Here is a 26,435-nt window from a genome sequence, read left to right on the forward strand (position 1 = left end):
GTCCATGTTTACACCCGGTCATCTGCGTCGCACTAACAACCCGAATATCCCTGGCGTTCCAACGTTCGACATTGAGGTGTTCTATGAGGTCCGTCAGGTTCCCCAAGAAGGCATGCTGATGCACTTCACGATGTCCGGGGAGGTCAATGGTCGTGCTTTTTCCGAAGAGTTCGACATGCACCGAGATACCGCGCACAACTTTGCCAGCCTGATTGCCAAGCATGCGGTCAAAAATGGCGTACCACCCAATGCCAGCCCAATCATGCGCAATCACAGCGAATACGACGCGATGTTCAAGGATATTCGCGACAAACTGGGTATCAAGCCAGGGGATCCGATCAACCTGGATAACCTGGACAAAGACGGGCTCTGAGCCCTGCCCTAGTCGGTTGATCTACCTGGCACCCACAGCGCAAGTCGCCCCCTGAAGCAGCGAGCCTAAGGTGCCCGGTGATCACCGTCCGGATCGGCGGGCGGGCTGTACCATTTTTCTCTGGGCACCCACTTCGCCTCGGGCGGGTCGCCCAGATAGTGCGGCGACATGATCTGCACGCCGTACTCATTGAACACGTCCTGGATATTGGCATGCAGCAGGGTCAACAACTCCGCACGCGGACGGGGTTGGCTCGGAATGGCTTGCGCCACTAACCGGTACTCGGGGTAGAAGTCCGACAGCGCCGTCTGGAACACCTGCGGTGGAGGCTGTTCGAGTACGCCCGTGGTACGCCGAGCAGCTTCCAACAACATCGCTTCCACCTGCCGCCAAGGCGTGTCGTAGCCAATGGTGACAGTGGTGTCGACGACATAACCAGCTCCTTGCACGGTGCGCGAGTAATTCTTGGTCACCGCATTGGTGATCATCGAATTGGGCAGGGTCAGCACTTCTCCAAGCCCGGTACGAATGCGAGTCGTAAACATCCCAAGCTCCGTCACGGTGCCTTCATGCTCACCGATACGCACAAACTCGCCTGGGCGCAATGTACGCGTGTAGGTCAGTATCAACCCGGCCGCCGCCTGCCCGACCACACTGCTGGCGCCCAGCGAGATCATCAGGCCGATCAGTACCGACAGGCCCTTGAAGGCTTCCGTATGAGCGCCCGGCAGGTACGGGTAGGCCATTGCCAGAGCAAACAGCCAGATGGCCAGCGAGGTCAGGCGCGTGGTGGGTTGCAGGGTTTCTTCGTTGAGCCAACCGAAAACACCCGCCATGGCGATACGCCGCAGCACGCTTTTGCTAAAGCCACTGAAGCCCCGAGCAATGAGGAAAATCGCCAGCACAACACCCAGCCGAGGCACAGCGTCGATCATGCTCTCGAACAATGACTGGGCAACGCTGAGCAAGTAGTTGTTCAGGCTCTCACCCCAAGGGCGCGTATACGGAAAGCGTGAAAGCACAAAGCCCAACCACTGGTACGTGAGCAACACCACCAGCACCCAACGCACGAACCACAAGACACGGCTAATCAAGGGGTACAGGTAACTGGCGTCGATCAGCGGCATCTGGCCAATCTTCAACGACAGCGCATGCCGTTTCATCAATGCCGGCAGTACCGCAAGCAACCTGCGGCGAATGAAAAAGATCAACCACAACAGACCAAACAGCAGCAGAGAGGCCAGCGCAGAGGCCAGCGCAGCCCGGAGCATTTGCTGCACACTTCGCGCTTCCCGGGTTTCAGCAACGACCAGACGCAAATTCTCCGCAGCCCCCTGTGCCGCTTGCATCACCGACTCGAACTGCAGTTCATCAACGTCCTTGGGAGAGATGATGAAAGCCCGCCTGGGCCCTATCAGCACCAGATAGCTGTTCAACATCGGATCAACGCTGACCTCAAGCGAGTCTGCGCTGTCGAGTGCCTCATTGATTACTGCCGTGGCGTGCTTCACCCGCAGTTCCGGCACTTCGCCAAGCAACGATGCCCGAAAGACCGTAATCGTGCGGTTGGCGATCTTCAACTCAGCGCTGGGCGGTGGCTCTGTTGGCGCGTCGGCGGCAACACCCAAGGCTGGCATCAGCCAGCAGCACCACAAAAGTATCCCTACCAGCGCCCGACTACGCATACGCTCTCAGCCCCCTCGACACAGACGACCATCGCAGATGGTGTTTTCGCCAGTGTAGTCGCTGTTGCCAGAGGGGCAGCGGGAGCTATTCCCGAGAGCGGAGTTCAGGTCGACCTTTCCGGGGCGACGCAGGTAACAGCCGAACATGACGGTTCACATAAAGCGTTGTTTTTTGGTGGAGTGATGCCGCCAATATGCAGGACAAATGACGGACAGTCTTCAGGATAAATTCGTTGAGTTATGCACCAGCATGCGAAAAACAGGGCCGTTAACTACCACAGATTACGCAACCTTGGAACATAAAAACGTAAGCTGCAGGCAGCAATAATAAGAAAAACAACTCCAACAACACCCCAATAGTAATGACCCTCAATCGGAACTATTGCCGTCACGCCCCACACAACGAACAACGCATAAAACATCGATGAACCAATAATGGCCAAATACAAACCAAAAATAGAAAAATCAATACGCATGACTTATGGAGCCTCATGAATACAAATTATAAAAATCAATATACCCTGCGTTCATAGGCGATATGGAGCACACGACACAAGAGGCCGAGAACCTGTCGCTTCTACCATGGCCGGGGTGCTCAGCGAAAACCCGTCTTGCAGCAGGTGGATGTGCCGCATGGTTTCCAACTGATAAGGCTTACGGCCGCCACCCGCCTTTGGATGGAGCCCTCACAATGAGATAGCTTTGGAACTATCGGTTCTCCGGCCCGCAACGAAAAGCCCCGCAGACGTTGATCTGCGGGGCTTTCAAACAATAGAGGCCGAGGTCGAACCGGCGTAGAAGGATTTGCAATTCGACAGGACGATGATCAACACGCCGAACTGCGTCATCTGCCGCACACGACGTGTCTTTCTGGGGCCTGCAAGCAATGCTTTTAATCCCTCACAGATCTGTGTAAAACAGATGGGATCCAAAACGCACAGGGGGTTTCAATCATGATCTACCGTCCATTGGGCCAAAGCGGCCTGCAAGTGTCCGCGCTGACCCTGGGCAGCATGATGTTCGGCGAACAGACCAGCGCCGAAGACTCGCTGCGTATCATCGACAAGGCCTGGGACCAGGGCATCAACTTCATCGATACCGCTGACGTCTACAACGGCGGCCGCTCCGAAGAAATTGTCGGCGAAGCCATCGCCCGCCATCGTCAGGATTGGGTGCTGGCCTCCAAGGTGGGCTTCGGCCCCGTGGATGGCGTTCCCAACCGCAGCGGGCTGAGCCGCAAGCATATTTTCAATGCCATCGAAGCCAGCCTGACACGCCTGGGCACAGACTATCTGGACATCTACTACCTGCACCGCGAAGACCATGGCACCCCGCTGGAGGTCACCGTATCCGCCATCGGCGACCTGCTGCGCCAGGGCAAGATCCGCCATTGGGGTGTGTCGAATTTTCGCGGCTGGCGCATTGCCGAGATCGTCAACCTGGCCGAGCGCATGGGTGTTGCAAAACCCGTGGTCAGTCAGCCGTTGTACAACATCGTCAACCGTCAGGCCGAACCTGAGCAGTTCACCGCCGCCGCCCATCATGGCTTGGGCATCGTCCCCTTCAGCCCACTGGCCCGTGGCGTCCTCAGCGGCAAGTACGCGCCCAATGCCACCCCTGACGCCAACAGCCGGGCCGGACGCCAGGACAAACGTATCCTGGAAACGGAATGGCGAGCCGAGTCGCTGGAAATCGCCCAGAAGATCCACGCCTACACCGAAACCAAAGGCGTTGGCATGGTCGAGTTCGCCATTGCCTGGGTGCTCAACAATCGACTGATCAGTTCAGCCATCGTTGGCCCGCGCACCGAGGCCCAATGGGACACCTACAGCGGCGCCCTGTCGGTCGAGATCAACGCCGAAGACGAAGCCTTCATCGACGCGCTGGTGACCCCGGGCCATGCCTCAACCCATGGCTACAACGATGTCAGCCACTTCGTCAGCGGACGTCTGCCGCGCTGAGTACCGGGCCCAGAAGGTGGCTGATGGCAGCCTTGAGCTTCATCGGCCGCACCGGTTTGTTCAGCAAGCTGTGCCCCAAGGCCCGCACTTGCTGCTTGAGTTCGTTGCTGTAGTTGGCGGTGATCATCAAGGCGGGCAAGGGTGTCGCCCGCCGGGCGTTGATCGCCGCCACGGCGTCAACACCATTGCGGTCGTTATCCAGGTGGTAATCGGCAATCAACAGGTCGGCACCGGCATGGTCGGTGGCCACTTGGCGAGCCAGGTCTGCTTCGCTCAGCGCGGTCACCACTTCGCACCCCCATTGTTCAAGCAAGGTGCGCATCCCCGCGCAGATCGCCGCGTCATTGTCCAACACCCAGATGCGCGCGCCCTGCAGGCGTTCCACAAACGGCTCCAGCGGTGGCGCTACGATGCGACTGCGAGGCCCGCGCTTGCTGCGCGGCACTTCAATGGAGAACACAGAGCCTTTGCCCGGGGTCGAGCGTACCGCGATCCGGTGCCCAAGAATGCCGGCGATTTTTTCCACGATGGCCAACCCCAGCCCCAAACCGCGATCCTGATCCGGGCGCTGAACATCACCGCGCTTGAACTCCTGGAAGATCTCTCCGCGCTTGTCGGCAGCAATACCGATACCGGTATCCCAAACCTCAATCAACAACCGCTTACCGCGCCGACGACAGCCCAGCAACACACGGCCTCGGGGGGTATAGCGGATGGCGTTGCTGAGCAGGTTGCGCAGGATGCGCGCCAACAGCTGGATGTCACTGCGCACTTTCAGGCTGCACGGTACGTAATCCAACCGTAAACCTTCAGTGTCGGCAATGTGGGCATATTCCGCCGCAAGGTTATCGAGCAGGTCACTCAGCGCGAAAGGCGCGACATCGGCCTTGATCACCCCGGCATCGAGCTTGGAAATATCAACCAGGGTACCGAGCAGGTTCTCCACATCATCCAGCGAGTTGCTGACATTGCGCACCAGCGCCGGGCTGCTGCTGGGCTGCTCCTGCAACGCGCTGGTAAACAATCGCGCGGCATTGAGCGGCTGCAGCAGGTCATGGCTGACGGCAGCGAGGAACTTGGTCTTGGACAGGTTGGCCCGATCGGCATCCTGCTTGGCCTCCCGCAGCCGCGCCTCGGCCGTGCGTCGTTCCTCGATCTCGCGCAACAGCTGCTGATTGAGGCTTGTGAGCTCAGCGGTGCGTTCGCGCACCCGCACTTCGAGGTGTTGATAGGCCTGGTGCAAGGCCTCTGCAGTACGCCGACGCTCAGTGATGTCGCGAATCAGTACGAAGATACCAACCACTTCACCACTGGCCAACTGATTAGGGACATAGGAGCGCAGCATGTAGCGTTCCTGGCCGTTGACGTTGGTTTCAGCCATCTCAAAGGTCACGCTCTCCCCCGCCAGCGCGCGCTCAACGTAGCTTTCCAGGCGCTGGCAGTGCTCGGGGCTGTGCGCCTCGCGCAGGCTCTGGCCAAGCATCAGGCCGCGTGGCCAGCAATACCACTGCTCGTACACCTTGTTGGTGAACTCGTAGACCAGATCGGCATTGAGGTAGGCAATGAGCGCCGGTACGTGGTCGGTAATCAGGCGAATCCAGCGCTCGCTTTCGCTCAGTGCTTCAGCATGCTGGTAACGCTCGGTAATGTCGGTGAAGGTGTTGACGAACCCACCTGCGGGCAATGGATGAGTACGTATCTCCAACATGCGCCCATCGTACAGGCGCTGCTCCAGCTCACGGATGGCGCGGCCATTGGCATCGCGACTGGAGGGGGTCAGCAAGGCCAATTCGCTGTCGCCGATCACTTCGGCGAAGTCGCGATGGGCGGCAATCGGTGCCAGCCCGCTGAGTTCGAGAAAGCGTCGATTCCACAATTCGAGAACACCGTCGGCACTGACCATCGCCACCCCTTGGGAGAGGTTGTCGACGGCCCGTTGCAACAGCCGCGTTTTCTGTGCGAGCGCCTGTTCACGGCGCTGGGTTTCACTGAGTTTGACCTCGGTGATATCGGTGAACAGCATCACCCGCCCACCGTCACGGGTCGGGCGCTCGCTGACCTGCAGCCAGCGCCCGTTATGCAGGCGGTACACCGCGTGTTCTTCAGCCGAGCCGCGCAACGCCTCGGCGAACAGGCCGGTGCTGTGCATCAGGCGCTTGACCTCAGCCAGGCGCATGCCACTGATGATGCGGATCCGGCTACCGGCCCAAAAGGCCTTGAACCGGCTATTGAACAACACGATACGCAGGTCCTGATCGAACAACACGAACGCGTCCGAGATGCTCTCAATCGCATCGACCAGATGCTGATGGGCCGTCTCGGCGCGCAATCGGGCGTCGCTGAGCAAATGATTGCTGGCCTTGAGTTCAGCCATTGCCTGGTTCAACGCATCGGTACGCTCGCGCACCTGCTCGGCCAGGACGACCGAGTGCTGGAATGCCGCGTAGGAATCGTCAGGACGCGCAGCCCCCGACTCCAGGCGTTCAATCAGCGCCGCATTGATCCTGGCCAGTTTTTGATTGGCCCGCTGGAGCTGGGCAATTTGCTCCGCTGCGCAAATCTCGGGGCCGTCCAATGGCAACACCGGTGAAGGTCTGGTTGATGTGCATGCCATTGAACTGTTCTCCATAGGAGTTGAAGCCAAGCACTCGGCGTTCGCGCAGGAATGTACTGACGGCGACAAAGTCATCGCTGCCTTCAAGCTCCAGGCGACGCAGGAAGCAGTCGCAACCGATGGTCAACAGCAGCGGCCCCAGGCGCTGCTGCAGCCCTTCGAACAACTGCTCCAGGTTGGGTATCAGCGGCCCGGGGTGCATGGCGGTGAGCACGATGCCGTTCTCCACCGCGCAGTAGAAACTCAGGCTCAAGTCATCGTGAACCTGTTGAATGGCCCGTACGTAGAAGCGCTCGTTGAGCCGAACGGCCAGCGGGTGCGCAGCAAAGGTCCGATGATTGATCGCCTCGACCGGCACACCGATCAGTTGTGCATATTCCAATGCCGCAGGTTCGGCATTGAGCTCATACACACGGCGCAGGTTGCGGTCAGCCCGGGTGACAACCAGCTTCTCTGTACGTGGCTGGATGTGATGGGTGGTGAACACCTCGAAATCCAGCCAGGTATTGACCAGCAGCACCACCGCCGCGCCCGTGTGGAAGGCGCCGTCAAAATAGACATGGGTGTGGTGCAAGTAGTTGTCGTCGCCGGCCGAACCACCGAAATGCGGGATATCCCCCAGTGCCGCACTGAGGGCAGCGAGGAACATTTCTTCACGACTGGACAAGCCATCAAGCAAGGTCAGGGCGAAGCTGTGGCCCTTGATCGGCGCCAGGGTGTTGCCCCGACAACCACTGACCAGACGCTCAACCATGTGTTGAGCATCGATCAGGCTGAAATGCTGCATGTGATCGACCAGTTCGGCGGCAATGGAAAACTGCCGATGATCGAAACCCAGCGCCGTGACACACCCGCGACCGTAGCCGTCAGGGGTGATCTCCCCGGCGCTGGTACAACCGGCCAGACGGATCCCGCCAAAGCTTTGCCCCAACGCCTGGGCCAAGGCTGGCAGGTCGTACTCGGCCGAGCAGAAAAACAGCACAAACCCCAAATGCGGGTGCAGCAGTTGCCGAGCCAGGTCCTGCGCCACCTCGTCGGCGGCTGCGGCCCGTGACATGGCGCTGATGACACCTTCGGCCTGAAACTGCTGCATAACGGCCTCCTGGGTGGGGCGATAGCTCATGGCGGCAGTGTACGAGCGGTGCAGCACAGGCCGAATGCTACTTGGGTACTGGGTTGGCGTGTCGTTGGTTGTAGTGCCGTGGGTGTCAGGCGCAGGCCCTGTCAGAAACCAGAGGCATGGGAGCTCACCAGGTCAGCACGGCCCCCACCGCGAAGGTATCGGTGTCTTCGTTCTGGGCATCGCCCTCATGCCCGGTGATCTCGAACTGGTTGTACTCGGCCACCAGCTTGAGGTTGTCGTTGATGTCATGAAACAAGGCGACACCTCGGGTCTCGTAATCCGCCCCGGTATTGACCGCACCGTTGCCATCGTCGTTGGTCTTGCCATAGGACAATGCCACGCGGTTCTTGCCGAACCGGTACGAGCCCTGCATCAGGTAACCCTTGCTGTCCACCTCGCGCAGCGTCGCTTCCCCGGCATTGTTGGTAAAAAACGGATTGATCCCTTTGGCGGTAAAGCCGGAGCCGGTCAGCGAAAAGCTGCCCATTTTGGCCTGCACACCGTAGCCGAGCCCTTTGGAGGTCACCGTATCGACCGTACTGTCGGTGTTCTCCGAAGTCTGGTAGGAGCCGTTGAGCCAACTGTAGATCTGCGCGCCACCAAGGTCGAACTGATAGGTAATCTCGCTCTCGGTACGCGGGGCTTCCTGATAGGCCTTGCCCACATCGCTGTCATCGTTGGTATCAACCGGGTCCATGATCCCCACCGCCACGCGCAGCCCGTCCATCAGCGGCGTGCGGTAGGTAATCTGCGAGGTCGGGAACGGGTATGGATAGCCACTGCCGATGTTGCCGAACGATACCCCGCCACCGTCCACCAGCCCCAGGGTGTCGCTGACCTGGCCATAACCGGCAAGCAACTCGTCGAGCAGGATGTTGGAGCGGGCAAACAGACCGAAGTCCTTGCCGATCAGCACTTCGCCCCACTCGGGGTTGGCCACGGTACCGTAGAACTGCCGGACGTCGATGGCCGTGTCAGTGCCGTTGGTCTCACTGTCGTTGATGGTCACCCAGAACGAAGCACGCCCGCCCAGCTTCAGGTCATCGACCTGACGGGTCATGTTGAAACCCAGGTAGTTGGGCAGAAAGCCCATCTTCACCCGTGACTGGCGCCGATCGTACTGCTCACCCGCACGGTCGACATCGCTGTTGACGTAGAAGGCGTTGATGTAGCCGTCGGTAGCGAAGGTGGTCTGGTCCTTGTCGTACAGCATGATTTCGGCCTCGGCCAAGGGGCTAAGGCCCAGGGCTGCGACGCTGGCGAGCAAGGGCAGGAAACGGGCATTGGCGTTGTTATTGTTGTGCATGGCGCTCTCCGCAAGCAGGGGGACAGGTGTCGGAGGCGATTATCGGAAGCCTGCGCTGGCTGCCCTACACTGCATTGGAGGCAAAGTGCTGCTGCTTTGGCCCGGCGTGACAGGCGGTGGGCCAAGGGCACTAGTACCGCGTACGGCGGTGCCACAACGCTAAAGTGCCAGTACTGTAGGCATAAGGCGTGGTTCGCCATGCAAAAATGCAGATTAGGACTGCAGTTTTGCGGATTGTATTCGGCAAATTTGCACTGCTACGATCCGGCAATCCTTGAAGGCTCATCCACAGCGTGACAATTCATGTGGAAAATCAATAACAAAGCAGGGAGATAGCGATGACCGCGCAAGCCCACCCTCCGGTCTCTGTCGACACGACCCAAGTACTGGCGGAGGTCCGCAACCATATCGGTTACCTGACGCTCAACCGCCCCGCCGGCCTCAATGCCATCACACTGGAAATGGTGCGCAGCCTGCACCAGCACCTCAAGGCCTGGAGCAGCGATCCTCAGGTACGTGCTGTCGTCCTGCGTGGAGAAGGCCCGAAGGGCTTCTGCGCCGGTGGTGACATCCGCTCGCTCTACGACAGCTACAAAGCCGGTGACAGCCTGCACAAGGACTTCTTCGTCGAGGAATATGCCCTTGACCTGGCGATCCACCATTACCGCAAACCGATCCTCGCCTTGATGGACGGTTTCACACTGGGCGGCGGCATGGGCCTGGCGCAAGGCGCCGAGTTGCGTATCGTCACCGAACGCAGCCGCCTGGCCATGCCGGAAACCGCCATCGGCTACTTCCCGGATGTCGGCGGCAGCTACTTCCTCTCGCGCATCCCCGGCGAGCTGGGCATTTACCTGGGTGTCAGCGGCGTGCAGGTGCAGGCCGCCGATGCACTCTATTGCGGGCTGGCCGACTGGTACGTCGAGAGCAACCAGTTGGCCGTGCTGGACGAGCGCCTGGACAAGCTGAACTGGAGTGCCAACCCACTCAAGGACCTGCAAGGCGTACTGGCCAAGCTCGGCACCCAGGCGCTGGACAATCCGCCACTGGCAGGCCTGCGCCCTGCCATCGACCACTTCTTCGCCCAGCCCGACCTGCCGAGCATCATCGAGCAACTGCGCAGCGTGAGCGTCGCCGATAGCCGCGAGTGGGCCTTGAAAACCGCAGAGATCCTCGAGAGTCGCTCACCGCTGGCCATGGCGGTCACCTTGCAGATGCTTCGTCGGGGTCGCACGCTAAGCCTTGAAGACTGCTTCAAAATGGAACTGCACCTGGACCGGCAATGGTTCGAGCACGGCGACCTGATCGAAGGCGTACGTGCGCTGATCATCGACAAGGACAAACAACCGCGCTGGAACCCGCCGACCCTGGCGGCGCTGGAATCCAAGCGCGTCGACCAATTCTTCGAAGGCCTCTGAGGGCTGGAGTACGCACATGCAAGACCTGGAACTGACTGAAGAACAGATCATGATCCGCGACATGGCGCGCGACTTCGCCCGAGGCGAAATTGCCCCCCACGCCCAAGCCTGGGAAAAAGCCGGCTGGATCGACGATGGTGTGGTCGCGAAGATGGGCGAACTCGGCCTGCTCGGCATGGTCGTGCCGGAACAATGGGGCGGCAGCTACACCGACTACGTCGCCTACGCCCTGGCGGTTGAAGAGATTTCCGTGGGTGACGGCGCCACAGGCGCGTTGATGAGTATTCACAACTCGGTCGGCTGCGGCCCGCTGCTGGCCTATGGCAGCGCCGAGCAACAACAGACCTGGCTTGAGCCACTGGCCACGGGCAAGGTCATCGGCTGCTTCTGCCTCACCGAACCACAAGCCGGCTCGGAAGCCCACAACCTGCGCACCCGTGCCGAGCTGCAAGGCGATCACTGGGTCATCAACGGTGCCAAGCAGTTCGTCAGCAATGCCCGCCGCGCTGGCCTGGCGATTGTCTTTGCCGTGACGGATCCAGAGTTGGGCAAGAAAGGCCTCTCGGCCTTCCTGGTGCCTACCGACAACGAAGGCTTTGTCGTCGATCGCAGCGAGCACAAGATGGGTATCCGTGCCTCCGACACCTGCGCCGTGACATTGAACAACTGCCGTATTCCTGCAGCCAACCTGCTGGGCGAGCGCGGCAAAGGCCTGGCCATCGCGCTGTCCAACCTTGAAGGCGGGCGTATCGGCATTGCTGCCCAGGCATTGGGCATCGCCCGCGCTGCGTTTGAAGCGGCCCTGACCTACTCCCGCGACCGTATCCAGTTCGGCAAGCCAATCAACGAACACCAGAGCATCGCCAACCTGCTGGCCGACATGCAACTGCAGATCAACGCTGCACGCTTGCTTATCCTGCATGCCGCGCGCCTGCGCAGCGCTGGCTTGCCGTGCCTGTCGGAAGCCTCCCAGGCCAAGCTGTTCGCCTCGGAAATGGCCGAGCGGGTATGTTCCAAGGCGATTCAGGTGCATGGCGGCTATGGCTACCTGGAAGACTACCCGGTTGAGCGTTACTACCGTGATGCGCGGATCACCCAGATCTATGAAGGCTCCAGCGAAATCCAGCGGATGCTGATTGCGCGGGAATTGAAGCACTACCCGCTCTGACCGCTACAAGAGCCAGCCTCTGCGGTGAGAGGCTGGCTTGCCAGCGCTACAAACGCCGCGTACTCACGGCCAAACCTCAGCGATCCACCCGGCGCAACACGTCACGTTCATACTGCGGATACAGATGGCTGACGGTTCGGGTCAGCTCATACTGGGTCAGGCTGATCCCGGCAAAGCGCTCAGGGATCGGCGTTGCCAATACCTCGTTCATCTCAAGCCCTTGCAGGGCGCTGTCGTGCAGCAACCCATCGAGCCATCCCAGGTAATCCACCATCTGTTCAAAGGGCGCCGAGTCATTGGCCAGCGGACCGTGGCCAGGTACCAGCAGCGTCCAGGGCAAGCCTTTCAACTGCTGCAAGTCCTGCAGCCAGACGTCCAGCCCCGGACTATGCGGTGTGGTCAGGGCGCGTTGATAGAACAACAGATCACCGGCGAACAGCACCCCGGTCTTTTCATCGAATACCGCAAGGTCCGCACCGCTGTGGCCGCTGAGCGCCAACAGACGCAAAGGGTGGCTACCAAACACCTGCAGGCCGGGCTCAAGCACCTGGTCTGGCAAGCGCACCTGAGTGCCGCGCATCCAGTCACCCACCAGCCGGTACATGTTTTCGGCCAGGGCGTCGCCCTGCTCCTTGAGCCGCACACCCGTCCCGGCCAGGGCCCCGACAGGCACATCGGCAAACGCCTGGTTACCCAGCGCATGGTCGGGGTGATGGTGGGTCAACAGCACCTGCACGACCGGCTTGTCGGTCACACGGGCGATGGCCTGGCGCAAGGCCTGGCCGTAACGTAGCGACGGCCCCGTGTCGATCACCACGACGCCGGCTTCTGTGACAATAAACGCGCTGTTGACGATGTTTGCACCATTGCTGCGAGAGAAGTTTTCGGTGCTGCCCTCCAGCATCCAGGTGTCGGTGGCGATCTGGCGCGGCATCAGCCGGTAGTCCAGATCGGCAAGGCTCGGCAGGCTGAACGCAGCCAGCAATAGCACTATCAAGCGCATGGGTGGGTCTCACTCCAGGGCAGCATCGAATTGATTGCCGTTGTTGTCGCGCAAGCGTAGCCGTACCGGGCCGGTATCGCGCAGATCGAAAGAAAGGCTGGGGTTCTCACTCACCGCCGGGTACAACACCAGGGTCGCCAACGAGTGGCCGGCGACATCGAACAGTTCAGCCTGCTCGATGAAAAACTCCGGTGTGCCCGCCACCAGGCCATTGTCCATGGGGTGCGCAACGTGCACGCGCAGGCGACTGAACCCCTCTCGCGGGTAGCGGCCACCCAGTACCTGGCCCAGGCGCTGCTCCCAGTCAGGTTGGCTGCGCACCACGCTGGGCGCCGTACAGCCGCCACCCGCCGCATCGATCAGGGTCGAGCCGACATGCCAGACACCGTCTTCGGTCTGCACGGCTGCGCGCAAGGCCGTAGCCTGCTCAATACGGATACGGATCGCCAGCCAAGGCAACACATGAGGCCCCGGTTGAAAGTCGACGATTGTCGGCAAGGGGTTAAGCTCTGCCCAGGCAATAATGCGCGTAACCTTACCCGGCACGTCACGCGCATCGATTTGCAGCGGTACCTGGCGGGCGTCCTCGGCAAATGGCGGGGCAATCACACGCACCCGCGCATCAAAAAGATAGGGGTCGTCCTTGATCCACTGTTTACGGTAGAACTCCCACATCACCGACGGTACCGGATCCGGCCCTGGCTCAGTGGCCTGCACAGGCATACCGAGCATCAGCAGCGCCAGCAGCAACGGCCCGCGGCTCATGGCTCACTCCTCGACGTGCACGCTGTCCAGGTAGCTGCGTACCGCCCAAAGCGCTTCCTGGCTCAGGTAATCTGCCATTTTCGGCATGTACACACGACCGTCGCGCACCGCGCCGTTGCGCACGCGCTCAACAAACCATTCATCACCGTTCACGCCGGCATCGAGCATGCGCAGGTCCGGTGCAATACCACCGGATTTGGCCTCCAGACCGTGGCAGGCGGCGCAGTTCTGGTTATAGGCAGACGCGCCGATCGAGACCGCCTTTTCCTGTTGTTCGGTGTTGCGATAAGGGTTTTCCGTGCGCCATTCGCTGCCCAGTTGCTCCAGACCGTCGGTCTTGACCGCCTGGGGAACGACGTTGCCATGGGCGAAGACTGCGCCCGCACTCAACAGGCTGCCCGTCACAATCAGGCTCAACCAGGCTTTCTTTACTGTTTTCATTGTTCTTGCCCTCGACTTCTCTGCACGATGCACGCGAAAACCTCTCGACTGAAAGGTTCTGCCGGACATCTTAGGAAGGCCGCAGAGGTGCCCCCATGCTGCTTTGGTGGTCGCGCCCTACTCCCTTGGTAGTAGGGCTTGTGGGGCAGTGCCAAATCATATCCGGGGTGGGAAGTTTTCCCGGGGCAGGCGGGAGTTTTTCCGTATCACGCAGCGCAGCAGCGTTCCAGTCTATGCAGGCCAAAACCTCCATTGGGAACACTCACCATGACAATAAGATCGTTACCCGCCGCGCTTTCGCCACTGTCCATCGCCGTGCAGACCGTCCTGCTGGTCGGCAGCCTTGCCCTGGCCCCGGCCGCCCATGCCAAGCCCGTGAGCTGGGAAGACATCGCCAACGACCACACGACCACCGAAAACGTATTGCAGTACGGCATGGGCACCAACGCTCAGCGCTGGAGCCCGCTGGCTCAGGTCAACGACAAGAACGTGTTCAAGCTGACCCCCCGCCTGGTCCTATTCGTTTGGCGATGAGAAGCAGCGGGGCCAGGAATCCCAGGCCATCGTCAACGACGGTGTGATCTATGTGACCGGCTCATACTCGCGGGTATTCGCCCTCGACGCCAAGACCGGCAAGCGTCTGTGGACCTACAACCACCGCCTGCCCGACAACATCCGTCCGTGCTGCGACGTGGTCAACCGTGGCGCCGCCATCTACGGCGACAAGATCTACTTCGGCACCCTCGACGCCCGGGTCATCGCACTGAACAAGGACACCGGCAAGGTCGTCTGGAACAAGAAGTTCGGCGACCACAGCGCCGGTTACACCATGACCGGTGCGCCGACCTTCGTCAAAGACCAGAAAAGCGGCAAGGTCCTGATGATTCACGGCAGCTCTGGTGATGAATTTGGCGTGGTCGGCCAACTGTTCGCCCGCGACCCGGACACCGGTGAAGAAGTCTGGATGCGTCCGTTCGTTGAAGGCCACATGGGCCGCCTGAACGGCAAGGACAGCACCCCGACCGGTGACGTCAAGGCGCCGTCCTGGCCGAACGACCCCACCACCGAAACCGGCAAGGTCGAAGCCTGGAGCCATGGCGGCGGCGCCCCGTGGCAGAGCGCCAGTTTCGATGCCGAAACCAACACCATCATCGTCGGTGCCGGCAACCCTGGCCCGTGGAACACCTGGGCACGTACGGCCAAAGACGGCAACCCACACGACTACGACAGCCTCTACACCTCCGGCCAGGTAGGCGTCGACGCCACCACCGGCGAAGTGAAATGGTTCTACCAGCACACCCCGAACGACGCCTGGGACTTCTCCGGCAACAACGAACTGGTGCTGTTTGACTACAAGGACAAGGATGGCAAGCAGTACAAGGCCACCGCCCACGCTGACCGTAACGGTTTCTTCTACGTGGTTGACCGCACCAACGGCAAGCTGAAGAACGCCTTCCCGTTCGCCGACAACATCACCTGGGCCAGCCATATCGACCTCAAGACCGGTCGCCCGGTCGAAAACCCGGGGCAGCGTCCAGCCAAGCCTGAGCCAGGCCAGACGAAGGGCAAGCCGGTCGAAGTCTCGCCGCCGTTCCTGGGTGGCAAGAACTGGAACCCAATGGCCTACAGCCAGGACACCGGGTTGTTCTACGTGCCGTCCAACCAGTGGAAAGAGGAATACTGGACCGAAGAGGTCAACTACAAGAAAGGCTCGGCGTACCTTGGCATGGGCTTCCGTATCAAGCGCATGTACGAAGACCACGTCGGCTCGCTGCGAGCCATGGATCCGACCACCGGCAAGATGGTCTGGGAACACAAAGAGCGCCTGCCGCTCTGGGCCGGTGTGCTGGCCACCAAGGGCAACCTGGTGTTTACCGGTACCGGTGACGGTTTCTTCAAGGCCTTCAACGCCAAGACCGGTGAAGAGCTGTGGAAATTCCAGACCGGTAGCGGCATCGTTTCGCCGCCCATTACCTGGGAGCAAGACGGTGAGCAGTACATCGGCGTAACCGTCGGCTATGGCGGCGCGGTGCCGCTCTGGGGTGGCGACATGGCAGAGCTGACCAAGCCGGTGGCACAGGGTGGTTCGTTCTGGGTGTTCAAGATCCCGGCCTGGGACACCAAGACCGCTCAGCGTTGATGTGAACCTCAGGGGCGCCTCTGGCGCCCATCGCCAGCAATGTCGGCAGCTAGCGCAACGCGTTGTAGCTGCCGGCTTGCCAGCGATAGCCCTCTCACTGCCCCAGGAGACTCCCATGAAGTACCTTCCACTGCTGCTCGTCGTGGCCATGAGCCCCGTCTTCGCCGCCAGTAGCGACACCGGCGACGACACGCCGTTGACGATCAACGGCTGCGTCATCCAGCCCGAAAGCCAGTGCCCCGATGCAGACCTGCGCAATGCCGACCTGAGCAATCAGGACCTGCGCAAGATGAACCTGGCGGGCGCGGATCTGCGCGGGGCCAACCTGCGGCACGCCCGCCTCGACCTGGCCAACCTGGAAAAAGCCAACCTGCAAGGCGCCAACCTGACCCGCGCCAGCCTGCAACAAAGCAACCTGCGCCTGGCTGACCTGAGCGGCGCCAACCTGATAGCGGCGCAAGCCTGGGGGGTCTTTGCTCAGGGTGCCAATTTCAACGATGCCAACCTCAGCGCAGCCTACCTGGAGTTTGGTCGACTCTCCGGTGCCAAGCTGCACAAGGCCAACCTGCAAGCTGCGGACCTGGAAATGACCTGGCTGAGTAAAGCCGACCTCAGGGGCGCCAGCCTGGTCGATGCCAACCTGCAAGAAGCCAAGCTGGGTGAGAGCAACCTGGAACAGGCCGACCTGCGCGGTAGTCGCCAGCACTATGCGAATTTTCAGGACAGCAACATGGAGGCCTGCCAAGGCTGCCCGGTTTCGTGGGACTAAGCGGCAATCCGCAGCAGGCCGGCGTCAATCGCCAGGTGCACCAGCTCGGCCTGCGAGCTGACCTGCAGTTTGCTCTTGAGCAAGGTCAGGTAGTTGGAAACGGTCTTGGCGCTGATACACAACTGCTCGGCAATGAGCCGGCTCGGCGTACCTTTAGCCAGCATCAGGAAGATCTCCGTCTCACGCTGCGTGAGGCCGCGAAGGCGTGCGTCGCCTGCCTGCATATGGTGGGACTGGCAGGCCAGTTGGGTCGCCAAGGACTGTTCGATGTAGGCGTGCCCGGACAGCACCCGACGAACCGCCTCCACCAGTATCTGAGGTTGCACGGCTTTGGACAGGAAGCCGCAGGCGCCGGCATCAAGCGCTTGTCGCACCAGGCTCAATTCGGTGTGTTCGCTGAAAAACAGGATTCGCAACTGCGGTACGCGCTGACGCAGGCGCCGGGTGGTTTCCAGGCCGCTGATACCGGGCAGGTCGAAATCCATGATCAATAACCCTGGCAGTTGCTCCTGCACCCGCTGCAAGGCCTCCTCACCACTGGCCGCCTCGGCAATCGGCAGCTCAGGCAACGCCTCGCGCAAGGTGTGTGCCAGGCCAAGGCGGACCATCGGGTGGTCGTCGACCAGCAAGATCTCCATACAGCCTCCGGCAGTGAGTGGGTTGGTCGTCGCAGGCCTTCATGCTAGAGCTGCCACAACGCGCACAATCTAATACTTTGGTACTGCTTTAGCTGTCGATGGTCGCATTCACAAAGCGTCACGACTGGCCTGTAATGAAGGCATAACAAAAATGAGACTGCCGACCATGTTGCGTGCCATGTCCGCCCTCGTCTGCCTGACGCTATCTGCCGTCGTGGCACTGCCGGTGCTTGCCGAAACGCCGCTGTTTTCCAGCGATGGCTACCGCATTGCCCTGTATCGAAGCCCCACCCCTGCCCACGCTGAACCGGCGCAAACCCTCGACACCAAACAGTTGCAAAGCCTGTTGCGAGAAACACCGGGGCCTGTGCTGATCGATGTCTACCGCCGCACCTGGTTGCATGGCCAGTTCATCGATAGCGAAGCGCATGCCAACCTGCCCGGTAGCCATTGGCTGGCCAACACCGGGGATGGCGAGTTGAACGCCGACTGGGCGGCCTACTTCCAGAAACACCTGCACCGCCTGAGCGCTGGCGACCGGCAACGCCCACTGGTGTTCTATTGCCGCTCTGATTGCTGGTTAAGCTGGAACGCGGTCAAACGTGCTGCCAGGCTGGGCTACACCCGGTTGTACTGGTACCGTGACGGCATCGACGCGTGGGAGGCCGCCGGGCTGCCACTGAGCGCTGCAACACCCGAAGTCTTCCCCTGAGTTTCCTGCCTGCGAGCATGACCACAACAATAAGGTGCAAAGCCATGTACAAGATTCTGATCGCCGACGACCACCCGCTGTTTCGCGAGGCCATCCACAATGTGATCAGTGACGGCTTCCCTGGCAGTGAAGTGCTGGAAACCGCCGACCTGGATAGCGCCCTGGCGCTCACTCAGAACGCCGATGACCTCGACTTGATCCTGCTTGATCTGAACATGCCGGGCATGCACGGTCTAGGCGGGCTGATCAACCTGCGTAACGAGGCCCCCACGGTACCTGTGGTCATTGTCTCGGCTGAACAGGACAAGCAAGTGGTCCTGCAGGCAATCACCTATGGCGCGGTGGGCTTCATCACCAAATCCTCACCACGGTCGCAAATGACCGAAGCCATCGAGCAGATCCTGAACGGCAATGTCTACCTGCCGCCTGACATCATCCGCACCCAGAAAAACACCAGCCGGCGTAGCCAGAACGAGCCTCAGGGGTTTGCCCCGGAGCTGCTCCAGGCACTGACCCGCAAGCAACTGCTGGTGCTTGAACGAATGACCAAGGGTGAGTCGAACAAGCAGATCGCCTACAACCTCGATATCGCCGAAACCACGGTCAAGGCCCATGTCTCGGCCATTCTGCGCAAGCTCAACGTGCATAACCGGGTGCAGGCGATTCTCAGTGCCGGCGACATCGACTTTACCGCCTACTTGCGACGCTGAGCGGGCAGGTTTATCGCACTCATGCAAAAAGACTATTGAATCCGCGGGCCGCCCTACAGTAAGCTCGGGGACATCAACTGGAGACAGACATGTCACTTACCACCCTCACTCAAGCACGTCACACCGGTCGCCTCGCGCAGCCGCTGCTGGCTATTGCCGAGTGCGGTAGCTGCGCTCCAGGCAGCTTTTATTTTGGGTATTGGTTTAGCCAACGGCGCCGCTGATACCTACACCGGCGCCCACTTCCAAGGGGACGCCAGGCACAGAGAATACTCAACCCCCGGTCGGCTCCCCGACCGGGGTTTTTGTTTTTGGGCGTCGTACACCACACACATTGAGGAACAGCACATGAACTACAGCACTTATTACCGTTACCCAGGTTGCATCGCGTGGCGATTTAGCCAGTTCCGTTCGGGCCTGCCAGCCGCCGCCGATCGGTCAAACACAGGTGGCAACGACACAGATGATCTTAATCCGGCCCACTGTCGAACACCTCGATAGGGCCGGCTGCGCGGGCCAGAACCCGCTCTTCGCCAAGGATTCCCGAATATGCAATCGTCCAGCCTCGCTCTGCCCCTGACTCACCCGCAACCTCAGGTTGCCGCCAATACCGCTGTTAGCCAGCGCCTGCCCAGCAGCCACATGCTCAAGCAGCACCTGCCGCTATCCAATGCGCTCAGCGCACAGGTCGAGCAGCACCGCCAAGCCGTCAAAGCCATCCTCGAAGGCCGCGATCCACGCCTGTTGGTCGTCGTCGGCCCCTGCTCCATCCACGACCCGCAATCTGCACTGGAATACGCCGAGCGCCTGGCCCATCTGGCCGAACGCGTCGATGACCAGATGCTGCTGGTGATGCGCGCCTACATCGAAAAGCCACGCACTACGGTCGGCTGGAAAGGCCTGGTCTATGATCCGCAGCTGGATGGCAGCGATGACATGCACGGCGGCTTGAACCTGTCACGGCGCCTGATGCTGGACATGCTTGCGCTGGGCTTGCCGATTGCCACCGAGTTGTTGCAACCCATGGCCGCAGGCTACTTCGACGACCTGCTGAGCTGGGCCGCCATCGGTGCCCGCACGACCGAGTCACAGGTACACCGCGAGATGGTCAGTGGCCTGGCCCTGCCGGTGGGCTTCAAGAATGGTACCGACGGCAGTATCGGGATTGCCTGCGATGCCATTCGCAGCGCCGCTCATGGCCATCGTCATTTCGGCATCGATGCCCAAGGGCACCCGGCGATCATCGAGACCCTGGGCAATCCGGATACCCACTTGGTATTGCGCGGTGGTCACAAGGGCCCCAACTACGATCGCCAGAGCATTGAGCAGGCGCGCAAAGGGCTGGAAAGCGTCGGCCTGGCGCCGCGTATCATGGTCGACTGCAGCCATGCCAACAGCGGCAAGGACCCGGCCCGCCAACCACAGGTGTTCAACGAGGTGCTGGAGCAGCGCCTGCAGGGTGACCGCGCGCTGGTTGCGGTCATGCTGGAGAGCCATTTGTTCGACGGCTGCCAGGCACTGGGCAAGCAACCACTGCGCTATGGGGTATCGATCACCGACGGCTGCCTGGGCTGGAACAGCACCGAGACGTTGCTCACCAATGCCGCCGACGCACTGCGCGAGAATGCGCGGGAAAAACCCGGCGCAATCCTGTAGGCTCGCCATTTTAACGCCAAGGAGCCCTGTATCATGGCCAAAGCCACTGCCCGTCACATCCTGGTTGCCAGCGAAGCCAAGTGCAACGAACTGAAAGCCGAAATCGAAGCCGGTGCCGACTTCGCTGAAATCGCGAAGAAGCACTCCACCTGCCCGTCCAGCCGCCAAGGCGGCGACCTGGGCAGCTTCGGCCCTGGCCAGATGGTCAAGGAGTTCGACACCGTGGTCTTCAGCGCACCGGTCAATACCGTACAAGGCCCGGTGAAGACCCAGTTCGGTTACCACCTGCTGGAAGTCACCAGCCGCCAGGACTAAACGTCATCGGCATCCAGCGCACGGCCCCTTTGGGTCGTGCGCCTGGCACTGGACCTGGAAGGATCGCAGTGCGTTGCCCCGCCGTCGTTGCGTACACTGTCAGAACGAACAGACACACACCGCCAAACGATCAGGCCAACCTTCCATGCGGTCAGCATTCTGCTACGTCCTCGCCCTGCTTTTCGTGCCAATCACCGCATTGGCAGCGCCTTCACATGCACTGACCGTCTACGGTGAAGCCCCCCGCTACGCCGCCGGCTTCCAGCATTTCGCCTACACCAATCCCGATGCCCCGAAAGGCGGGACGATGCGCCGCTCCGCGCTGGAAATCGGCCAGTTCGACCATGTGTTGCCCTACATCGACAAGGGCATCGGCGTCAGCCAGGTAGACGGCTGGTTGTACGCCCCCTTGGCGGTGCGCAGCGAAGATGAGCCCTATACCGTCTATGGTTTGGTCGCAGAGCGCATGGAGCGTGGCCCGGATGGCTTATGGTTGCGTTTCTACCTTGACCCGCGCGCGCGCTTTGCCGATGGAACGCCGATTCGCGCTGAAGACGTGAAGTACACCTTCGCGCTGCTGATGCGTGAGGGCAACCTGAAGTACCGCACACAGTTTGCCGATGTTGCCGCGGTTGAAGTGGAACAGCCAGGTCAGGTGCGCTTCCTCTTCAAGAACAATCAGAACCGGACCCTGCCGCTGGACCTGGCAACCCTGCCCGTGCTGCCTGAACACTGGTGGAAAACCCGCGACTTCGCAGCCGGTGGCGGCTTTGAAGCGCCCTTGGGCAGCGGCCCCTACCGCATTGCACACATCGACAATGGCCGCAGCGTCACCTTCGAGCGCAATCGCGACTGGTGGGGCAAAGACCTGCCGGTCAATCGCGGACGCTACAACTTCGACCAGATCCGCATCGAGTACTTTGGTGATACCGATGTTGCACGGCAGGTGCTGCGCGGCGGCGGCTACGACTACAACCGCGAGTTTTCTGCCACCGGCTACACCTTGGGCTACAACGGCCCGGCACTGGACGACGGTCGCCTGCAGCGTGCACACCTGGCCCGAGAAGCACCACAAAGCGCCCAAGGGTTTGTCTTCAACCTGCAACGGCCCGTGTTCCAGGACCGGCGCGTACGTCAGGCATTAGCCATGCTCTGGGACTTCGAGTGGAGCAACCGGCAGATGATGCGAAACCTGTACATCCGCCAGAACAGCTACTTTGCCAATACAGCCCTGGCGGCAACGAAACCGCCAGATGCAGAAGAGCTGGCCTTGCTCGAACCGTTGCGCGGGCAGATTCCCGATGAAGCCTTCAGCCAGGTGTTCGAGGCGCCGAAAACCGATGGTTCAGGCTTGATCCGCGCCCAGCAACTCCAGGCCCTGGCTTTGCTGAACGCGGCGGGCTGGCTAGCTCAAGGCGACCACTTGGTCAACGCCCAGGGCGAACCCCTGAGTTTCACCTTCCTCAATGCCCAAAACGGCTTTGAGCGCCTGTTGCTGCCGTGGAAGAGAACCCTGGCACAGATCGGCATTACCCTGGACATCCGCCGTATCGACGCCTCGCAGTACATCAACCGCGTGATGGAACGCGACTACGACATGATCGTCACCGGCTACCCCGTATCGCCCTCCCCAGGCCTTGAGCTGTACAACTACTTTGGTTCGGCAGCCGCCGACGACCCAGGTTCAAACAACTACATGGTGCTGCGCGACCCGGCCGTGGACCGTTTGATCGATGGCCTGGTAAAAGCCGCAACCCAGGCGGACATGCTGCGCCATGCGCATGCACTGGACCGGGTGCTGCAATGGAACCACTACTGGATTCCCAACTACTATCCACCGGGCTCCTCTACCGTGTGGTGGAACCGTTTCGGCCAGCCGAAGGTGCAGGCCAGCAACGACGAGGCGCTGGACACCTGGTGGGAAATCAGCCCCACACCTCTGACCAATGCACAGATGGCTGAACGGCTTGGCAAGGGCACCGTGGCCGGGAGCAACCCATGACCGGCTATATCCTGCGACGCCTGCTGCTGATCGTGCCAACCCTGCTGATCATCCTGCTGGTGAACTTCGTCATCATCCAGGCGGCACCTGGCGGCCCGGTAGAACAAGCCGTCGCCCGTCTGCAGGGCATCGGTGCTGGCGCCCCGGGTTCCAGCAGCGAAACCCTGCACAGCGGCTCGCGGGCCAGCCGAGGCCTGGACCCCAAGCTACTGGATGACATCAAGCGCCAGTACGGCTTCGACAAATCGGCGCCCGAACGGCTCTGGCTGATGCTGAGCAACTACGCACGGCTCGACTTCGGCAAGAGCTTCTTTCGCGGCGCGACCGTCACCGACCTGATCCTCGAGAAAATGCCGGTCACGCTGTCCCTGGGCTTCTGGGCGACCTTGATTACCTACCTGGTTTCCATCCCCCTGGGCATTCGCAAGGCGGTGCATCATGGCAGTGCCTTCGACGCCTGGAGCAGCACATTGATCGTGATTGGCTATGCCTTGCCGGCCTTTCTCTTCGCCCTGCTGTTGATCGTGTTGTTCGCCGGCGGCACCTCACTGAACTGGTTCCCGGTCCGCGGCCTGGTCTCGGAGAACTTTGCCGAGCTGAGCCTGCTGGGCAAAGTGGCCGACTACTTCTGGCACCTGGTATTGCCGGTCGGCGCCTTGGTGATTGGAGGCTTCGCCACCTTGACCCTGCTGACCAAGAACGCCTTTCTCAACGAAATCACCCGCCACTATGTACTCACCGCCCGGGCCAAGGGGCTGAGCCAGCGGCGGGTGCTGTATGGCCATGTGTTCCGTAACGCGATACTGCTGGTGGTGGCCGGCATTCCGCAGGCACTGATCTCGGTATTTTTCGCCGGTTCGCTGTTGATCGAGGTGATTTTCTCCCTCGATGGCCTGGGCCGCATGAGCTACGAAGCCGCCGTATCACGGGATTACCCGGTGGTATTTGGCTCGCTGTTCATCTTCACCCTGTTCGGCCTGCTGATCCGCCTGCTGGGCGACCTGTGCTACACCCTGGTCGACCCGCGCATCGACTTCGCGACGAGGAACGCATGATGTTCAAGCCCTCACCGCTTGCCCTTCGGCGCTTCCAGCGTTTTCGGCGCAACCGTCGTGGCTGGTGGTCACTGTGGCTGTTCATCGGCCTCTTTACCCTGTGCCTGGGGGCTGAACTGATCGCCAACGACAAGCCCTTGCTGCTGGGCTACAAAGGCGACCTGTATTTCCCGGCCCTCAAGCGCTACACCGAACAGGATTTTGGCGGGCAGTTGCCCTTTCAACCCGACTACCGCAGCCAGTACGTGCGCCAGTTGATCGCGCAACAGGGTGGCTGGATGCTCTTTGCGCCGATCCCCTTCAGCGCCGACACCCCCAACTACGACCTGCTGCAACCTACCCCCAGCCCGCCGTCGACAGACAACTGGCTAGGCACCGACGACCAGGCCCGCGATGTGTTGGCGCGGGTGCTCTACGGCACGCGAGTATCGATCCTCTTTGCCTTGGCGCTGACCGCTGTCAGTACGCTGATTGGCGTTGCGGCTGGCGCACTGCAGGGCTATCACGGTGGTTGGGTCGACCTGATCGGTCAACGCCTGCTGGAAGTCTGGTCGGGCTTGCCGGTGCTGTACCTGCTGATCATTCTCTCTGGTTTCGTCGAACCGAACTTCTGGTGGCTGCTGGGGATAATGGCCCTGTTCTCCTGGCTGGCCCTGGTGGATGTCGTACGTGCCGAATTCCTCCGTGGGCGCAACCTGGAATACGTGTTGGCCGCACGGGCCATGGGCCTGCCTGATCGGCTGGTGATCCTCCGGCATATCCTGCCCAACGCCATGAGCGCCACCCTCACCTACCTGCCATTCATTCTCACCGGCGCCATTTCGACCCTTACCGCCCTCGACTTCCTTGGCTTTGGCATGCCTGCCGGCAGCGCCTCGCTGGGCGAACTGGTGAACCAGGGCAAACAGAACCTGCAGGCACCATGGCTGGGCTTCACCGCCTTCTTCGCCTTGGCGCTGATCCTGTCGTTGTTGGTATTCATTGGCGATGCGTTGCGCGAAGCCTTCGATCCTCGGGCCTGAGCGGTGCATAATTCCTGACCCGGCCCCAAGGAGCGGTTCATGCACGACAGCGACAACCTCAAGGACTATCAGCGGGTACGCTTACTGGCGATTCGCTCGCTGTTCGAAATCATCGAGCAATCCAGCGAAGGCACGGTGATTGTTGACCGCGATGCACGCATCGTCTGGATGAACGAGCGCTATGCCCGCCGCTTTGGCCTGGAGGATGCCAGCAGCGCCATCGGCCAACCGTGCGAAGCGGTAATCCCCGGCACCCTGATGCGTGAAGTGGTCAGCAACGGGCGCCCCATACTGCTCGACATGCTCGACACCCCCAAGGAGCCGCTGGTGGTGATGCGCCTGCCCATTCAGGATACGAAAGGCGGCGTGATCGGCGCCATTGGCTTCGCCCTGTTTGATGAGCTGCGCAGCCTCTCGCCTTTACTCAAGCGCTACTCGAGCATGCAGCAGGAACTGGCCTCGACCCGCTCGCTGCTGCAGGCGCGCCAGGCCAAGTACAGCTTCGCCCAGTTCATTGGCACCAGCGCGGCAACCCTTGAGATCAAACGCCGTGCCCGACGCGGTGCAGGCAGCGACTCACCGGTGCTGCTGCTCGGCGAAACCGGCACCGGCAAGGAACTCCTGGCCCATGCCATTCACGCGGCCTCACCGCGTGCGCACAAGGCGTTTGTCAGCATCAACAGCGCGGCCATCCCGGAAGCCTTGCTGGAAGCCGAGTTCTTCGGCACGGCGCCAGGCGCCTTTACCGGTGCAGACCGCAAGGGCCGCCCCGGCAAACTGCAGATCGCCCAGGGCGGCACCTTGTTCCTCGACGAAATTGGCGACATGCCGTTGCCGCTACAGAGCAAGTTGCTACGTGTACTGCAAGAGAAAGAGTACGAACCCGTTGGCTCCAACCAGGTGATGCGCAGTGACGTACGGATCATCGCGGCCACGTCGACAAACCTGGAGGCTGCCATGGCCAATGGCAGCTTCCGTGCCGACCTGTATTACCGGCTCAATGTCTTGCCGATCAATGTGCCACCGCTGCGCGCACGGCTGGAAGATCTGCCGGCCCTGAGCGAGGCGATTCTGGAAGACCTGGGTAGCCAGCATGAGCTGGATGGCGAGGCCCAGGCGCTGCTGCTCCGGCATGCCTGGCCGGGCAACATACGTGAACTGCGCAACGTACTGGAGCGAGCGACCTTGCTGGCCGATCATCCACGACTCGGCGCGAGCGACATCCAGGCCGCCTTGGGCACCTTGGCGCCACTGGCGCAACAAGCGCCACAGAAAACCTACAAACAGGCCTGCGAAGATTTCGAGCGGCAGTTACTGACCGATACGTTGGCGCAGTGCGCAGGCAACGTGCCAGAAGCCGCCAGGCAACTGGGCCTTGGCCGTTCGACCCTGTACAAGAAAATGGTTGCGCTGGGGTTGTGATCGTCGCCGGCCTTGCGCGCAGCGCTTGTCTCCATAAAGAGAAACACCGTCTCTTTATAGAGACAGAAGCTATACAGCGCTAATCCGGCTGATTTCCAGCGACACAGCGCACTCAGGCCAATCACTTGTCTCTGTTC

At 61.0% G+C, this 26,435-nt stretch carries 21 protein-coding genes and 3 pseudogenes; 14 read left to right on the forward strand and 10 right to left on the reverse strand.

Annotated elements, in window-relative coordinates; genetic code table 11:
• Positions 1-4 precede the first annotated feature (4 nt).
• Positions 5-373 carry a DUF5064 family protein gene (locus ACZ9H3_RS04745; protein ID WP_330523588.1) on the forward strand — a complete coding sequence of 123 codons (369 nt, stop codon included), beginning with the start codon at positions 5-7 and terminating at the stop codon, positions 371-373.
• Between the two features lie 65 nt (positions 374-438).
• On the opposite strand, the gene ACZ9H3_RS04750 is transcribed toward ACZ9H3_RS04745, so the two are convergent.
• The 3 genes and pseudogenes from ACZ9H3_RS04750 to ACZ9H3_RS04760 form a co-directional block, all read right to left on the reverse strand.
• Positions 439-2,058, reverse strand: a complete 1,620-nt coding sequence (locus ACZ9H3_RS04750) for a mechanosensitive ion channel family protein (protein WP_476219900.1) — start codon at positions 2,056-2,058, stop codon at positions 439-441.
• Between the two features lie 272 nt (positions 2,059-2,330).
• A complete protein-coding gene (locus ACZ9H3_RS04755) occupies positions 2,331-2,534 on the reverse strand; it encodes a hypothetical protein (RefSeq protein WP_145991817.1) in 204 nt (67 codons plus the stop codon).
• A 96-nt stretch (positions 2,535-2,630) separates the two neighbouring features.
• Positions 2,631-2,738: pseudogene (locus ACZ9H3_RS04760) on the reverse strand (IS5/IS1182 family transposase); the annotation flags it as partial.
• Between the two features lie 273 nt (positions 2,739-3,011).
• Here ACZ9H3_RS04760 and ACZ9H3_RS04765 point away from each other — a divergent pair.
• A complete protein-coding gene (locus ACZ9H3_RS04765) occupies positions 3,012-4,019 on the forward strand; it encodes an aldo/keto reductase (RefSeq protein ID WP_065758353.1) in 1,008 nt (335 codons plus the stop codon).
• Here the strand turns inward: ACZ9H3_RS04765 and nahK are convergent.
• The 3 genes and pseudogenes from nahK to ACZ9H3_RS04780 all read right to left on the reverse strand — a co-directional run bounded on the left by nahK (position 3,997) and on the right by ACZ9H3_RS04780 (position 9,062).
• Positions 3,997-6,633: a hybrid sensor histidine kinase/response regulator NahK/ErcS' gene (gene nahK, locus ACZ9H3_RS04770; protein ID WP_102053781.1), complete on the reverse strand. Its 2,637-nt coding sequence runs from the start codon at positions 6,631-6,633 to the stop codon at positions 3,997-3,999. The genes ACZ9H3_RS04765 and nahK overlap by 23 nt on opposite strands.
• Positions 6,581-7,726, reverse strand: a pseudogene (gene nosP, locus ACZ9H3_RS04775) (nitric oxide-sensing protein NosP); the annotation flags it as partial. The pseudogene nosP and the gene nahK, both read right to left, overlap by 53 nt.
• A gap of 154 nt (positions 7,727-7,880) precedes the next feature.
• On the reverse strand, positions 7,881-9,062 hold the full coding sequence (locus ACZ9H3_RS04780) for a porin (protein ID WP_099774913.1): 1,182 nt from the start codon (positions 9,060-9,062) through the stop codon (positions 7,881-7,883).
• 338 nt (positions 9,063-9,400) lie between these two features.
• On the opposite strand from ACZ9H3_RS04780, the gene ACZ9H3_RS04785 reads away from it, so the two are divergent.
• Positions 9,401-10,480 (forward strand): enoyl-CoA hydratase/isomerase family protein, encoded by a 1,080-nt coding sequence (locus ACZ9H3_RS04785; protein ID WP_476219904.1) that lies wholly within the window; start codon positions 9,401-9,403, stop codon positions 10,478-10,480.
• A gap of 16 nt (positions 10,481-10,496) precedes the next feature.
• Positions 10,497-11,648 carry an acyl-CoA dehydrogenase family protein gene (locus ACZ9H3_RS04790; protein WP_065758349.1) on the forward strand — a complete coding sequence of 384 codons (1,152 nt, stop codon included), beginning with the start codon at positions 10,497-10,499 and terminating at the stop codon, positions 11,646-11,648.
• 76 nt (positions 11,649-11,724) lie between these two features.
• On the opposite strand, the gene ACZ9H3_RS04795 is transcribed toward ACZ9H3_RS04790, so the two are convergent.
• From ACZ9H3_RS04795 to pedF, 3 genes are read right to left on the reverse strand one after another with little or no spacing between them, the layout of a single operon-like run.
• Entirely contained in the window at positions 11,725-12,651 is a 927-nt protein-coding gene (locus ACZ9H3_RS04795; protein ID WP_102053783.1) for a quinoprotein relay system zinc metallohydrolase 1, read from the reverse strand.
• Between the two features lie 9 nt (positions 12,652-12,660).
• Positions 12,661-13,416: a quinoprotein dehydrogenase-associated SoxYZ-like carrier gene (locus tag ACZ9H3_RS04800; protein WP_476219907.1), complete on the reverse strand. Its 756-nt coding sequence runs from the start codon at positions 13,414-13,416 to the stop codon at positions 12,661-12,663.
• Between the two features lie 3 nt (positions 13,417-13,419).
• Entirely contained in the window at positions 13,420-13,857 is a 438-nt protein-coding gene (gene pedF / locus ACZ9H3_RS04805; RefSeq protein ID WP_099774919.1) for a cytochrome c-550 PedF, read from the reverse strand.
• 267 nt (positions 13,858-14,124) lie between these two features.
• On the opposite strand from pedF, the pseudogene exaA reads away from it, so the two are divergent.
• A pseudogene (gene exaA, locus ACZ9H3_RS04810) lies at positions 14,125-15,997 on the forward strand (quinoprotein ethanol dehydrogenase).
• A 115-nt stretch (positions 15,998-16,112) separates the two neighbouring features.
• Positions 16,113-16,766 carry a pentapeptide repeat-containing protein gene (locus tag ACZ9H3_RS04815; protein ID WP_099774921.1) on the forward strand — a complete coding sequence of 218 codons (654 nt, stop codon included), beginning with the start codon at positions 16,113-16,115 and terminating at the stop codon, positions 16,764-16,766.
• Here the strand turns inward: ACZ9H3_RS04815 and ACZ9H3_RS04820 are convergent.
• Positions 16,763-17,404, reverse strand: a complete 642-nt coding sequence (locus tag ACZ9H3_RS04820; RefSeq protein ID WP_099774923.1) for a response regulator — start codon at positions 17,402-17,404, stop codon at positions 16,763-16,765. The genes ACZ9H3_RS04815 and ACZ9H3_RS04820 overlap by 4 nt on opposite strands.
• 166 nt (positions 17,405-17,570) lie before the next feature.
• On the opposite strand from ACZ9H3_RS04820, the gene ACZ9H3_RS04825 reads away from it, so the two are divergent.
• The 8 genes from ACZ9H3_RS04825 to ACZ9H3_RS04860 all read left to right on the forward strand — a co-directional run bounded on the left by ACZ9H3_RS04825 (position 17,571) and on the right by ACZ9H3_RS04860 (position 26,298).
• Entirely contained in the window at positions 17,571-18,116 is a 546-nt protein-coding gene (locus ACZ9H3_RS04825; protein WP_476222702.1) for a PQQ-dependent catabolism-associated CXXCW motif protein, read from the forward strand.
• A gap of 44 nt (positions 18,117-18,160) precedes the next feature.
• Positions 18,161-18,826, forward strand: coding sequence for a response regulator transcription factor (locus ACZ9H3_RS04830; protein WP_099774927.1), 666 nt, complete (start codon positions 18,161-18,163; stop codon positions 18,824-18,826).
• 549 nt (positions 18,827-19,375) lie between these two features.
• Positions 19,376-20,482, forward strand: a complete 1,107-nt coding sequence (locus tag ACZ9H3_RS04835; protein WP_099774929.1) for a 3-deoxy-7-phosphoheptulonate synthase — start codon at positions 19,376-19,378, stop codon at positions 20,480-20,482.
• Between the two features lie 33 nt (positions 20,483-20,515).
• A complete protein-coding gene (locus ACZ9H3_RS04840; protein ID WP_065758339.1) occupies positions 20,516-20,797 on the forward strand; it encodes a peptidylprolyl isomerase in 282 nt (93 codons plus the stop codon).
• A 145-nt stretch (positions 20,798-20,942) separates the two neighbouring features.
• Positions 20,943-22,799 (forward strand): extracellular solute-binding protein, encoded by a 1,857-nt coding sequence (locus ACZ9H3_RS04845; protein WP_476219912.1) that lies wholly within the window; start codon positions 20,943-20,945, stop codon positions 22,797-22,799.
• Entirely contained in the window at positions 22,796-23,854 is a 1,059-nt protein-coding gene (locus ACZ9H3_RS04850; RefSeq protein ID WP_476219914.1) for a microcin C ABC transporter permease YejB, read from the forward strand. Before ACZ9H3_RS04845 ends, ACZ9H3_RS04850 begins: the two co-directional genes overlap by 4 nt.
• On the forward strand, positions 23,854-24,876 hold the full coding sequence (locus tag ACZ9H3_RS04855) for an ABC transporter permease (RefSeq protein WP_065758336.1): 1,023 nt from the start codon (positions 23,854-23,856) through the stop codon (positions 24,874-24,876). Before ACZ9H3_RS04850 ends, ACZ9H3_RS04855 begins: the two co-directional genes overlap by 1 nt.
• A 39-nt stretch (positions 24,877-24,915) precedes the next feature.
• Positions 24,916-26,298, forward strand: coding sequence for a sigma-54 interaction domain-containing protein (locus ACZ9H3_RS04860; protein ID WP_476219916.1), 1,383 nt, complete (start codon positions 24,916-24,918; stop codon positions 26,296-26,298).
• The last annotated feature ends 137 nt before the right edge of the window (positions 26,299-26,435 follow it).

The organism is Pseudomonas sp. TE3910 (genome assembly GCF_056279025.1).